This is a genomic window from Sediminibacillus albus (assembly GCF_900101125.1).
GTDB classification, from domain to species: domain Bacteria; phylum Bacillota; class Bacilli; order Bacillales; family Amphibacillaceae; genus Sediminibacillus; species Sediminibacillus albus.
In genome coordinates this window covers 398,432-411,937 of sequence record NZ_FNFL01000002.1, presented here as the reverse complement: position 1 = coordinate 411,937, position 13,506 = coordinate 398,432, and the positions used below count along the sequence as shown (strand labels likewise).

Here is a 13,506-nt window from a genome sequence, read left to right as displayed (position 1 = left end):
CCAATTCTATCTATTTCGATGTGTATTTGAACAATACCTTTTCAGTTAAAAAAGCCTAAATCATTATGTGATTTAGGCCTGTAAGCAAAAAATATTCACTCTCATGGTTCTAGATAATAACGGAACTGCTTTTGCCAACAAGGAAGCTTATGATTGATTCAACCCGACTTTTTCTGCTTGCGGACGCGGTACTGTTCTTTAGCGAACAAGATACCAAGCTCATGAGGATCCCCTTGATACATGGCTCGCTGCAGAAAGCGGAGCTCTCCTTGATTGTCCCTAACTTCTAATTTGCAAAAAGCACTGTTTCTTTGCAGAGCACTATAAAACTCCTGTTCGTTCGTAACTTTCTGGCCGTTCACCTTCTCAATTTGCTCGCCTACCTGCATTCCAAGTCGGTCAGCAGGCGTTCCTGGAACTATACCCAAGATTAAAAGCCCCTTCGCTGAAGGATGAAAGTACGGCTGTTTTTGTTTATCCTTGATTCGAAATCGGTATGAAATCAATTCTCTGCCAATTAATGCGACTGTAAAAGCCACAAGAGACATGACTGGCAGATAGTAACTGGAAACAGCCAGGCCAAGGGTAATGAATGCCAGAATCATTACAGAACGTCCGATTTTTTTTGATCCAACTATAGGCTTAAAGCCTTTGACTACCTGTTCAAAGCCTGTGAGCAGCGGAAGCAGGATTAGTCCATAGCTTTCACCATGGATGTGTAAGACCGGCCACCACGCTGCGAAAGGCTCAATAAGCCCAGCAGGTACCAGAGTAAAGAAAGGAATCACTGCCATTTTCTTGAGTCGATGCTGCCCCACCCACTTGCCGCGGCTTCCTTTTACGATTTCCGGATATGTCTCTGGTGTTGTGATACGCAACAGCATCACTGATTCTATCATTAAAAATGCTGCCAATAATACCGTTAATCCTGTGATATTGATAGTCTGTAAATCTTCTATCCATACAAAATCCGTATTTGCTTCCAGTAATGGCGGAGCTATCAGTAATACTAAATAGGCCAATCCAAAAGTATAAGCAGAGGAAAGCAGGGTGAAACGGGCAGCCACCGATAGCAGAATCATCACAGCTGATAACAGGAGCACCACCGGATAGCTAAATACGATCCCTGCACCTACAGTGATAGCCGACAAAACAATGCCAGCAATTAAGGAAACCTGCCATGTGTTCTTCGCTTCGGTAAAAGCATCAAAAATCTTGGCGCCAAATTGCATTCGTTCTTTTTTGATTCTGTTGATAGACGATAATAAAACGAGAATCACCGACCAGTATAGCAAAGGATTCACAAAAAACTTTCCGATACCTTTTGCCAATTCTATTAACCACTCTTCCATTGCCATACTCCTTCCCGCCAAACAATTATCAAGATCGCAGCTTTTTATTTTCTATGTGAAATGATAGTTTGATTCTCTTCTAATAGTATGTTTATTATAGCACAGCCAAAAGGCTGAAAAACAGGTTTTATCATATAACGTAAGCAGCAATGTAGAAGCAACGCTAAACTTATTAATAATATGGCAGTTAAATGATATTCCGTTACAGCGTTTTCTCCAGGATGAATATCTAGCAAGGGGAATAAAGCAGACAAACCCTATTTCTCTACAAGCTGAATAACCACTGGCCTGAGCCAGTGGTTATTGTTAAAAATGGTGCGTTTAATGTTTGGAAGCGACCCATCGTTAATCAAACAATGCTTCTAAAGCTTTTTGTTTTTGTCTATCATTTTCACCATTTCTTATTTTCTCAATAATTTCTGTTTGCAGCTTGTTTGCTGTTTGCTCGTCAATGCTCCCTGTTTTTTCAAGGTCGTTATCTCCTTGAAAAGCTTGGACAGCAGCTGCTGTTTTTTGGTCAAAAGAACCGTCTTTGTTGCCTGGTTTATATCCTAAACCTGCCAGCATGATTTGGGCATTTTTGATTTTATCATTGCTCTGATTTACTTCGAGCGACTGTTCAATTTGGATTGGGTTTGTGTAAAAATAATCAGGCTGTTTTACTTCCATCGTCGGCTCAATCCCTCTTTCGTGAATCCAGTTGCCATCAGGGGTAAGCCATTTAAACAAGGTCATTTTTATTGTGCTGCCATCTCCCAAAGGAATCGCCTGCTGGACAGTACCTTTCCCAAAACTTTTCGTTCCGACAAGTTCGGAATCGCCTGCTTCTTTCATCGCTCCTGCCAGAATCTCTGAAGCAGAAGCACTTCCCTCATCGATCAAGACAGTGATTGGATAGCCTTTCTTTTCATCAAGCTCTGAAAAGTAGCGGGACTTCTCTCCTTTACGGTCTTCTATTTGTACATACGGTGTATCCTTCGGTATGAAGTTTTTCAAAATATCTTCTACCGCTGTAAAGAGCCCACCTGGGTTACCACGTACATCGATGACAAGTCCTTCGATCTCTTCTTTTTCCAGTTCCGCCAGTTCTTCATCAAACCGTTTTGCTGTACCTTCAGAAAAGGAGGTGATTTCAATAATTCCTGCTTTTTTTCCATTGACGGATTTGGTCTCTGAATACACCGTTTCCAATGGAATATCATCTCTCGTTAGTTCAATTGTTAGCGGATCAGAAACACCTGGCCTGCTTATTTCCAGGGTTACTTTGGAGCCTTGCTCCCCACGTATTTTTGAAACAGCATCATAAAGGTCAAGACCTTCAACACTTTCATCATCCACTTTTAAAATTTGGTCATTAGGCTTTAAACCAGCTGCTTCCGCCGGAGAATCCTTAATTGGAGCGATTATTGTCACTTTCCCATCAACCATGCTCACTTCTGCGCCAATTCCCTCAAAGGACGATTCAATCGAATGGTTAAACTCTTCAACAGTCTCCTGGTCCATATAGACACTGTAAGGGTCTTCCAGGCTGTCCATCATCCCCTGGATCGCACCTTCAATTAGTTTGCTTTTATCCACTTCCTCTAAATAACTCTCTTGGATAAGGCTGTAAGCCTTGGCTACCTTGTCTAACTCTTCTGTTCCTTTGGCACCCTCCAATAACTGCTGTTGCTCTTCCTCACTTAAATCAGCAAAAGTTCCAGAAGGAGAACCACCGTCCTCTGCTTGTTGCTGGGCTGAATCCTCAGAGGTGGCAAGTTGGACACCAAAGTAAGCCCCTAAAGCTCCCAACAACAAAGCTGCCACCATTATGGCCGCTATGTAGCGCTTTTTAAGATTCATGGTATTCACACTCCATTAGATATAATTCTTGTTTGGTGACAAAGATTCCTGTTCTGCTACTTTAACACGAAATCGATCTTAGATGGAAAGCTGCCAGCTCGCCAATGTGGATGTATGCTAGAAAAAGGCACCACACCGGATATGTGCGATGCCTTTCTCTAATTAAGTTATGCCGGACTTGTCCGATACATGTTTAATTTCTTAAAAGTAACTTAGCGGATTAACTGCATTGCTTTTGGACATGTTCCAAGCCCCTCTATGCAATTCAAAGTGCAAGTGAGGTCCTGTTGAATCACCGGTGTTACCCATTTGTCCAATTGGGTCGCCTTGTGATACAGACTGGCCGCTGGATACCGCTCTGCTATTCAAGTGGGCATAAACAGTCGTATATACTTGTCCATTTACATAGTGGCTGATAAATACGACATTGCCATAGCTTGAAGAATGGTATGATTTGCTGACCACTCCAGCTGCAGATGCTTTAACTGTGGTACCAATACCGTTGGCGATATCAATGCCGGCATGGTAGCTTCCCCAGCGCGGTCCCAATCCGGAGGTATACGTCCCTTTAGCAGGCCAGATGAATGATCCTCCACTTGACTGTTTTGCCGGAGAAGGACTGGAATTGCCACTTGATGAAGAATTCCCGTTTTTCGCTGCTGCTTTTTTGCGGGCTTCTTCCTCTTTGCGCGCTTGTTCCGCAGCCATCTGCTCTAATTCCTCTTGCTGAGCCTTGGCCTGGGCAATCGCTTTTTGAATAGCGTTCTCCTGGCTTGCCAGCAATTGCTGTTCTTCTTCTAATGACATTTTATATTCTTCAAGCTCATGCTGTTCTTCTTCCAGCTCAGCCATGAATGATTCTTTTTGCTGCATTTTTTGATCTAAATTGGCTTTTAACGATTCCAAGTCCTTCTTTTGCTGTTGAAGCGTGTTTCTCTTTGCTTCCAGCTCTGCTTGCTTATCTTCAAGCTGTGCCTTTTTATTTTCTACTTCTACCTGTTTTTGCTCAAGCTCTTCTTTTTCAGCCTGATGGGTCTCCATGATTCCTTTATCCTGGTCCATGATTTTTGTTACCGCGGTAGCGCGATTAACGAAGTCCCCAAAATTCTGCGCGCCCATTAAAACTTCCAAATAGCTGATGTCGCCGCCATTCTTTTGCAATGTACGAAGCCGGTTTTTCAGAAGCTCTTCGCGTTTAGCGATCCGTTCCTGCAAATCCTTAATTTCAACTTTCAGCTGCTCAATTTCTGCTTTTGTTTCTTCAATTTGTGTGTTCGTCTGGTCTATTTCCTGATTAGTCGTATTGATCTCGGATTCTTTAGTAGTAATTTTTTGTTTGGCGTCTGCCAGCTCACGATCGATTTGTTCAATATCACTGCTTACTTTGTCCTGGTGTTCCAGGTTCTCATCGATCTTTTCTTCGGTATTTGACTTTTTGCCTGTTATTTCGTTCTTTTCACTGCTGACATTATTTTGCTCTTCTTTTAAAGAATTAATTTCCTCTTTTACTTTGTTGATTTCGTTGGCTTTTACGTGGCTGACTCCTGGTAGAATCGTACTTAATGACAGAGCAGCTATCATGAAAACGTAGGTTGTTGTTTTTTTCTTATGCATTTTCGCTTTTTCCCCCTGTTAAAACTCTTTTCTATCAATTCGCATATTCTGTTGTCTGGACTTATACCTTCAAGAACTTCCGTACACTCATCACGCTGCCCCAAACACCGATCACTGCACCTATTCCCAGAATAAGCAAGGATAGCTGCCAGGCAAATGGATTAAATGGCATCAACGACACAAATTTAAAGTTAATCAATTCACTTACATTTGCATCAAGGTAATAATAGCCTGAGACAATTACTGCGATAGGAATGATACTTCCGAGTATGCCAAGTAAGAGGCCTTCGATAAAAAATGGCCAGCGAATGAAACCATTGGTAGCGCCGACAAGCTTCATGATGCCTATTTCTTTACTGCGGGCCATGATTGTTATTTTAATAGTATTAGATATTAAGAAGATTGCAGTGAATACTAAACCGATAATTAAGGCTAACCCGATATTTCGGGCATATTTATTAAACTGAAATAACTTTTGAACAATTTCTTCTCCATAATTTACTTCCTGGATATTTTCTATTTTCTCTACTTCGGAGGCTACGTCAAACGTTTCGATAGGATCTTCCGTTTTAATAACAAATGCGTCATTTAAAGGGTTGTCCTGTTCAAACATCTCCCACGTTTTGCCTTCCTCGCCCATACTTTCAATTAACTCGTTTAACTCTTCCTCTTTTGAGGAATATTCTACTGTAGAAACTGCAGGGATTGTTTCTATTTGCTGCTTGATTTCATCGACTTGCCCTTCTTCTGCGGTTACTTCAACAAGTGCTTTTATTTCGACATCTTCTTCAATATTGTCAGCCATTTGATTCAGGTTAAGCATTAAAGCTAGGAATGCTCCGACCAAAATCAAAGTAGTCGTAACAGCGCCAACGGAAGCAATTGTCATCCAGCCGTTACGCTGAATGTTCTTGCCGCCTTCACGGAAATGCCTTCTTAATGTTCTAAATTTCATAGCCGTATTCACCTCGATGTTCATCACGCACGACCATTCCATCTTCAATGGCAATGACGCGTTTCTTGATGGTATTGACGATTTCTTTGCTGTGAGTGGCCATAAGTATGGTTGTGCCAGTTGCATTGATTTCTTCAAGAATCTTCATGATTTCCCAGGATGTTTCCGGGTCCAAGTTTCCTGTCGGTTCGTCAGCGATTACCAGTTTAGGATGATTCACAATCGCCCTGGCTATAGCAACCCGCTGCTGTTCTCCCCCGGATAGTTCATCAGGGATAAAACGGGCCTTATTCTTTAACCCTACTAAATCAAGCACTTCCATAACTCGCTTTCGAACTACCTTTGGGGTTTCTTCGATAACCTCCAGGGCAAATGCCACATTTTCGAAGACGGTTAGCTTGGGGAGTAGTTTAAAGTCCTGGTAGACAACTCCGATATTCCTTCTTAGATAAGGAACCCTTTTCCACTTCAAGTTGTGAAGCGACATGTTGTTTACCCTGACAATTCCTTTTGATGGCTTTACTTCTCTGAAGATCATTTTTATAAATGTAGACTTTCCAGCTCCACTTGGTCCTACGACGTAAACGAACTCACCCTGGTCAATTTTGACATCTATTCCATTCAAGGCAGTGACACCATTCGGGTAAGTCTTATAAACTCCCTGCATATCTATCATATATATATCACCTTTATCTCCATGTGTAGTTTCTTGTTGATTTTTCTAGCTAGTCATCGGCTGATATTTTGTCGAATCAGCAATTCTTTTACATTATAACATCTATTATTGATTTTTTTAGCTATAAAATTATTACATTTATATTTCAATGGTAGCCGCTATCATACTTTTTATATGGAAACCTAGGCAAATACTGGGATAATTGCAAGTTTAATAGGCAAAAAAAGAGGGAATTCTTGTATAATTAAGGCTTTTTTTGTCGAATTGTAACGATTATGTAAAAAAAAGCTGGGTATTGGCTATAAATAGCCAACATCCAGCTCGAATCGTCAGGATAATTGTTGTGACTGCTTCTGCTATGTCTACTCTTTTTCTGCCAGCCACGCTGCCAGCAATGCAGCATCTTCTCCCGCCGCTCTACCAGGAGGCATGCCGCCTTTACCCTTTTCGATTATTTCCAGTATTTCTTCTTCCGAATATTTGCTGCCAACCTCTGTCAAATCCGGTCCGACAGCACCACTTAAGTCTGCACCGTGGCAAGACTGGCAGCTTTTTTTATATTCTTCTTCAGCAGCTTGTGTATTGATGCCATCAGAATTACCGCTATCGGCGACTTCCTCGCTAGCATTGCCATCGCTGCTTTGCGCACTCTCATCAGACTCCTGGCTAGAACCGCAGGCAGTAAGCATAAGCCCAATACCGCAGATGGCGCCTAATAGTAATTTTCTCAAACGTATCCCCCCTATCTGCTTCTATTCTCCTTCATTATAAGCAATCTAGTGGGTTTTAAAACCCTCGCCAAGTACCTCTGTCGCATTCATAGCAACGACAAAAGCATGAGGGTCAATTCTTTTGACCATTTGTGTCAATTTCGTGAATTCGTTTTGGGCGACGACACACATCACAATGCGCCTTTCCTCATCTGTATAGCCGCCAGTACCATTTAGGACAGTTACCCCCCTGTCCACATCCTGGAGCAGCGCCGCCCGCACTTCTTCCACTTGTTCGGTGATAATCAGCACATTTTTTGAAGTATTCATTCCTACCTGGACAAAATCAATGGTCCTGCTGGTCACAAACAAACCAATCAAAGCATATAACCCTTCCTCGACGGAAAATACAAAGGTTGCTGTAAGGACAATCATTCCATCAAAAATCGGTAAACAAATACCTAACGGCAAATGAGTATATTTATGGAGAATTTGTGCTGCAAGGTCAATCCCGCCGGTAGATGCTTTTCCTCGGAAAACAATCCCGAGCCCAAGTCCAACTCCCATCCCGCCAAATATTGCTCCGAGAAGAGGATCAGGTGTGGCAGCCGGCCATTCTCTCGTCAAAAAAACAAAAAACGGAAGCATAATTGTACCGACAAGCGATTTGGCGCCAAAATTTTTCCCTAAAATAATTACTCCTGCAATGAATAGCGGGACATTTAAAGCCCATTGGACGATGGATGGCTCCCAACCGAACAATTCTTTGGTAATCGTACTTATTCCAGCAACTCCTCCAGACGCTACATCATGGGGAAGAAGGAATACATTAAAAGACAATGCAACAAAAAATGATCCAATTATGACCAATGAATATTCTATAATATTTAACAATAATTGCGGCATCGGTTCCCGCCTGTATCTTGCAATCATGTAAACACCCCGTTCGTCAATTAGCGGGAAGGGGCTATCTTAAAAAAGTCCCTCTCCCACCCAACCTTAAGGAGTATATCATGACCGTTATTTAGCCACAAGGCTTTAGGGGGTCTATTTTACGGTAAAGCGATTGAGTAACATCACACGAATACGATTTAACTTTACAAACTTAAATCGGTGTTTAAGCAATCAGAGCCGATTTGCGGCTTCGTATTTCGCTTTTCGGCGGATTAAGATGAAGCGGTACATGTTGACAACGATTGTTTTACCGACAGCATAGACAGGAACACCTAAAATTAAGCCGATGATGCCGCCAAAATTGGCTGCCACAAGCAAGATTAAAATGACAGTAAGCGGGTGGATGTCCAATTTTCTCCCCATCACTTGCGGGGAAATGAAGTTACTGTCGATTTGCTGTACAATAACAATCACTACCAATACCAGCAGTCCCTTTAGCGGCGATTCAACCAGTCCAACGATGACAGCTGGCGCCGTTCCGATAAACGGTCCGATAAAGGGAACGACATTGGTCACAGTGGCCACTAAACCTAAAACAAGCGGATATTTCAAGCCTAAAATAAAGTACCCAATCGTCAGCAGCGTACCGACACACAGGCTTACTAATAGCTGCCCTTGAATATAGGAGCTTAAAGCATGGTCCATATCTTTTAATACTTTTGCTCCTTCATCCTCATATTTGTCTGGAGTGAAAGTCAGCAAACGTTTCGGCAGTTTATATCCTTCTTTCAGCATATAAAAAAGAATGAACGGCACTGTGACAATCAATACAGCAATATTTGTTATCGTACTGATCACATTAATAATATTGGCGCCAATCGATTCCAGGGAAGTGCTCAGGCTTTCAGCCGCCCTGCTGGCCAATTGATCAGAGGACATATTCCCGTTCTCTTGGAACCGTTGGATCCAGCTGTTGTTTTGCACACTCTTCAGCCATGCCTGGACACCATCGATAAATTGCGGGATATTATCTATTAATGTAGAGAACTGCCGCTGCAGGGGCGGCCCTATGAGAAAAACCAACCCGGTCAGAAAACCAGCAGCTAACAAATAGCCTAATAAAATCGCCAGTGACTTTGGCATATATCTATTTGCCAAAATAACAACCGGCCTCATTAAATAGTAAAGCACGCCAGCTACAATAATCGGCGCAGCCAAGGTAGTGAAAATAATCGCCAATGGTGTAAATATGTAACTTACTAAATCAAGCAAGTAAATAATTAATAATAAAAGAGCAATGCCAACTCCGGGAACAAACCACTTTCTTTTCGTTAATTCAGTCACTATACCACTTCTCCTGTCTTATTTGCCAAATAGAATTATATTGCTTTACTACAATAAATAGCCTTAATGGAGAACTTATAAACGTTTTTGGCAGGGCGAGCTTTTATAAAAAAAGAGACCGGAGAATGCCTTCAAGCATTTTCTCCAGTCCCCTTTTTTACATCTGTGAACGCAGGTAAGAATCGATAAATGGATCCAGATCGCCATCCATAACTCCTTGGGTATTGCCGATTTCATGATTGGTTCTATGGTCTTTGACCATAGAATATGGATGGAAAACATAGGAACGAATCTGGCTGCCCCATCCAATTTCCTTTTGTTCCCCGCGAATTTCATTCAATTCTTGCTGCTGTTTTTCAATTTCAAGCTGATACAGTTTTGCCTTGAGCATTTTCATCGCTTGCTCTCTGTTTTTAATTTGTGAACGCTCGGATTGGCAGGTAACCACCGTGTTCGTCGGAAGATGGGTAATTCTTACCGCCGAGTCCGTCGTATTGACGTGCTGTCCACCTGCACCGCTGGACCGATACGTATCAATTTTTAAGTCCTCTGTTTGGACTTCGATATCAATCTCATCATCCAGCTCCGGCATTACTTCACAGGAAACAAACGATGTGTGCCTGCGTCCGGATGAATCGAATGGCGATATCCTTACCAATCGATGAACGCCTTTTTCGGCTTTTAAATAGCCATAAGCATTGTGGCCTTTGATCATTAAAGTCACACTTTTTACGCCTGCTTCTTCCCCTGGCAGGTAATCCAACGTTTCCACTTTGAAATTTTTCCGTTCCGCCCACCGGGTGTACATGCGCAGAAGCATACTTGCCCAGTCCTGTGACTCTGTACCACCTGCCCCGGGGTGTAACTCAAGGATGGCGTTATTTTTGTCATAAGGCTCTGATAATAAAATAAATAACTCAAAATTATTCAGTCCTTCTGTCAACTCGAGAACCTCTGATTCCAATTCCTCGCGAAGATCAGCATCGTCCTCTTCTTTAACCAGTTCGTAGGATACTTCAAGGTTTTCGTGTTTTTCCTGGTGATCATCAAATGTATGAACCAATTCTTTTAATCCGTTGGCTTCATTAATTACTTTTTGGGCCGTTTGCTGGTCATCCCAGAAGGCAGGATCGGTCATTTCTTCTTCCAGCTCGGCAATACGGGCTCTCTTTTGTTCTAAGTCAAAGAGACCCCCTGAAGTCCGCTAAACGTACAGCCATTTTATCTAATTCTTGCTTTATCTCTACTAATTCCATTTTCGTCACCTCTTGGATAGTTTGCCTACTGTCTTGATACGATAGAGGAAAAACACTCCCGCAAAGGAAGTGTCTTCCGTTTATATCTGCCTGTTTTTTAACGTCCGTGGCAGTTTTTATATTTTTTGCCGCTGCCGCATGGACAAGGGTCGTTTCTGCCGACCGATTCTCCTTTGACAAAAGGCTTTTTCACTTTCTTCTTTTCTTCCTGATTCCCCGAGACAGCCTGCGTATCTTTTACCACTTGCTCACGCTGGAGGTTTTCTCGTATCTGGGCCTTCATTACATATTTAGAAACCTCTTCTTCAATAGCGGCAATCATTTGTTCAAACATTGCAAAGCCTTCCATCTGATACTCGCGCAACGGATCATTCTGTCCGTATGCCCGCAAATGGATACCTTGGCGCAATTGATCCATTTGGTCGATATGGTCCATCCATTTCGTATCAACGGAACGAAGCAAAATAACCTTTTCAAATTCCCGCATTTGTTCGGAAGTAAGCTCTTCCTCTTTTAAGTCGTATCGTTTTTTGGCTTTTTCAATAATTATATCTGTCATTTCCTCTGGATCCTTGCCAGCAAGCTCATCGACAGAGATATCCTCTTGCTCCAGCAAATTGGCGTGAAGATATTCAACAAGCGATTGTAAATCCCAATCTTCTTCTACCTCATCTGCTGTATAAGATTGAACAGTACGTTCAATGACAGACTGCATCATTTGCTCAATGATTTCTCGCAAATTATCGGAATCAATTACATCAAAACGCTGCTTATAGATGATTTCACGCTGCTGACGCAGGACATCGTCATAAGAAAGGATTGTTTTACGGGCATCAAAGTTATTCCCTTCGACTCGTTTTTGGGCAGATTCTACAGCACGCGACACCATCTTGCTTTCGATCGGCTGTGTATCGTCCATCCCGAAACGCTCCATCATGGCTTTCATGTTATCCGATCCAAACCGGCGCATCAATTCATCTTCCATGGATAGATAGAATTGTGTTACACCTGGGTCCCCTTGCCGGCCGGAACGTCCGCGCAGCTGATTATCGATCCGCCGCGATTCATGGCGTTCCGTGCCAATAACAGCAAGTCCGCCAAGTTCTTTTACACCATCACCTAGTTTAATATCAGTACCGCGGCCAGCCATGTTAGTGGCAATCGTAACAGAGCCCTTTTGCCCGGCACCTTCAATGATTTCTGCTTCACGGTAATGATTTTTTGCATTGAGGACATTATGGGTAACGCCAGCCTTTTTCAAAAGCTTGGAAATTAATTCAGACGTTTCCACCGCAACTGTACCAACTAATACCGGTTGTCCCCTTTCATAGCGTTCCTTAATTTCCTCTACAACAGCATGGAATTTGCCCTGCATAGATTGATAAATTAAATCCGGCCTGTCATCACGGACAATTGGCTTGTTTGTTGGTATCGATACAACATCCATATTGTAAATATTCCGGAACTCTTCTTCCTCTGTCTTTGCTGTACCAGTCATACCGGCGAGCTTTTCATACATACGGAAAAAGTTTTGGAATGTTATCGAAGCCAGGGTCATGCTTTCATTTTGAATTTGCAAGCCTTCTTTTGCTTCAATTGCTTGATGCAGTCCATCGCTGTAACGGCGGCCCTTCATCAGGCGGCCAGTGAATTGGTCAACAATTACCACTTCATTGTCTTCAACAACATAATCGGTGTCACGGTGCATCGACACATGGGCTTTTAAAGCCTGGTTAATATGATGCGTTAATGTGACGTTATTCAAATCAAACAAATTTTCAATGCCAAAGAAACGCTCTGCTTTATTGATTCCTTCTTCCGTCAGCTGGACGCCTTTGGTCTTTTCATCATAGGTATAATCATCTTCGTTTTGCAGTGTCCGTACATATGCATTCGCCTGTTGATACAAGCTCGCTGATTTCTGGGCAGAGCCCGAGATGATCAATGGTGTTCTAGCTTCATCAATCAGAATAGAATCTACCTCATCGATTATTGCAAAATGCAATGGACGCTGTACCATCTGTTCTTTGTATAACACCATGTTATCTCTCAAATAATCAAAGCCATACTCATTGTTGGTACCATAGGTGATATCTGCATGGTATGCTGCCCGCTTTTCCTCTTTATTCATGCCATTGCCATTGATTCCAACGGTCAGCCCCAGAAATTGAAAAAGTTCTCCCATTTGGTTAGCATCACGTTCTGCCAAATATTCATTAACGGTAATGATGTGCACGCCTTTTCCAGTTAATGCATTCAAGTAAGCAGGCATAGTCGAGGCAAGTGTTTTACCTTCCCCTGTTTTCATTTCAGCAATATTACCTTCATGAAGAGCAACTGCTCCTAACAGCTGGACATTAAACGGGCGCATACCTAATACTCGTTTTGCCCCTTCTCTGACAACTGCATATGCTTCAGGCAATAATTGATCCAAGTCCTCGCCATTCTGGTACCGCTCTTTAAATTCTTCCGTTTTATTTCTTAACTCTTCATCGGTTAGTTTCTCATAATCAGGTTCCAGCGCTTCTATCTCATCTGCGATTTTTTGCAGACGGCTAAGTTGACGTTGGTTACCATCCCCGAAAACTTTCTTTAGTAATCCACGCATGTAAAACGCTCCTCTTTATTTAGGAAAGCTTAATAGCCTTCTTTGTTCTCATTTTTATAAAACTCTTAATATAAAGTAATAGTATAGTCCAAACTTAATAATAACACTAGCACATAACGATGACAAGAAATGCCGAAGTACACGTTTTAGATACTGTTACGTTTCCCGAAAGATAAAGGGAAAGAACGAGTGAACGGCTAAAATAAATAAGCAGTCCGAGGATGGACTGCTTATTTAGACGAGGCGAATGGCGGC

The 13,506-nt window shown here is 42.3% G+C and carries 10 protein-coding genes; all 10 read right to left on the bottom strand.

The window, feature by feature from the left end; genetic code table 11:
* Positions 1–158: 158 nt before the first annotated feature.
* Positions 159–1,352: a PDZ domain-containing protein gene (locus BLR93_RS08055; RefSeq protein ID WP_093213071.1), complete on the bottom strand. Its 1,194-nt coding sequence runs from the start codon at positions 1,350–1,352 to the stop codon at positions 159–161.
* A gap of 345 nt (positions 1,353–1,697) precedes the next feature.
* A complete protein-coding gene (locus BLR93_RS08050; RefSeq protein ID WP_093213069.1) occupies positions 1,698–3,194 on the bottom strand; it encodes a S41 family peptidase in 1,497 nt (498 codons plus the stop codon).
* 201 nt (positions 3,195–3,395) lie between these two features.
* Positions 3,396–4,808, bottom strand: coding sequence for a murein hydrolase activator EnvC family protein (locus BLR93_RS08045; RefSeq protein WP_093213067.1), 1,413 nt, complete (start codon positions 4,806–4,808; stop codon positions 3,396–3,398).
* 61 nt (positions 4,809–4,869) lie between these two features.
* Positions 4,870–5,763 (bottom strand): permease-like cell division protein FtsX, encoded by an 894-nt coding sequence (ftsX, locus tag BLR93_RS08040; RefSeq protein ID WP_093213065.1) that lies wholly within the window; start codon positions 5,761–5,763, stop codon positions 4,870–4,872.
* Positions 5,753–6,439, bottom strand: a complete 687-nt coding sequence (ftsE, locus tag BLR93_RS08035) for a cell division ATP-binding protein FtsE (RefSeq protein ID WP_093213063.1) — start codon at positions 6,437–6,439, stop codon at positions 5,753–5,755. The genes ftsX and ftsE overlap by 11 nt, the downstream gene beginning before the upstream one ends.
* Before the next feature lie 362 nt (positions 6,440–6,801).
* Positions 6,802–7,170, bottom strand: coding sequence for a c-type cytochrome (locus BLR93_RS08030; protein WP_281241686.1), 369 nt, complete (start codon positions 7,168–7,170; stop codon positions 6,802–6,804).
* 45 nt (positions 7,171–7,215) lie between these two features.
* Positions 7,216–8,055 (bottom strand): YitT family protein, encoded by an 840-nt coding sequence (locus tag BLR93_RS08025; protein WP_245690093.1) that lies wholly within the window; start codon positions 8,053–8,055, stop codon positions 7,216–7,218.
* 219 nt (positions 8,056–8,274) lie between these two features.
* Positions 8,275–9,387, bottom strand: coding sequence for an AI-2E family transporter (locus BLR93_RS08020; protein ID WP_093213059.1), 1,113 nt, complete (start codon positions 9,385–9,387; stop codon positions 8,275–8,277).
* A 157-nt stretch (positions 9,388–9,544) separates the two neighbouring features.
* A protein-coding gene (prfB, locus tag BLR93_RS08015; protein WP_245690092.1) for a peptide chain release factor 2 occupies positions 9,545–10,643 on the bottom strand; the annotation gives its coding sequence in 2 pieces (ribosomal slippage) (positions 9,545–10,579 and positions 10,581–10,643; 1,098 coding nt in all).
* Between the two features lie 97 nt (positions 10,644–10,740).
* Positions 10,741–13,251 carry a preprotein translocase subunit SecA gene (gene secA / locus BLR93_RS08010; RefSeq protein ID WP_093213057.1) on the bottom strand — a complete coding sequence of 837 codons (2,511 nt, stop codon included), beginning with the start codon at positions 13,249–13,251 and terminating at the stop codon, positions 10,741–10,743.
* Between the last annotated feature and the right edge of the window lie 255 nt (positions 13,252–13,506).

What these genes read in the sequence shown, in the direction of transcription:
- BLR93_RS08055 (WP_093213071.1), bottom strand. Translation starts at nt 1,352, where the DNA reads ATGGAAGAGTGGTTAATAGAATTGGCAAAAGGTATCGGAAAGTTTTTT.
- BLR93_RS08050 (WP_093213069.1), bottom strand. Translation starts at nt 3,194, where the DNA reads ATGAATCTTAAAAAGCGCTACATAGCGGCCATAATGGTGGCAGCTTTG.
- BLR93_RS08045 (WP_093213067.1), bottom strand. Translation starts at nt 4,808, where the DNA reads ATGCATAAGAAAAAAACAACAACCTACGTTTTCATGATAGCTGCTCTG.
- ftsX (WP_093213065.1), bottom strand. Translation starts at nt 5,763, where the DNA reads ATGAAATTTAGAACATTAAGAAGGCATTTCCGTGAAGGCGGCAAGAAC.
- ftsE (WP_093213063.1), bottom strand. Translation starts at nt 6,439, where the DNA reads ATGATAGATATGCAGGGAGTTTATAAGACTTACCCGAATGGTGTCACT.
- BLR93_RS08025 (WP_245690093.1), bottom strand. Translation starts at nt 8,055, where the DNA reads ATGCCGCAATTATTGTTAAATATTATAGAATATTCATTGGTCATAATT.
- secA (WP_093213057.1), bottom strand. Translation starts at nt 13,251, where the DNA reads ATGCGTGGATTACTAAAGAAAGTTTTCGGGGATGGTAACCAACGTCAA.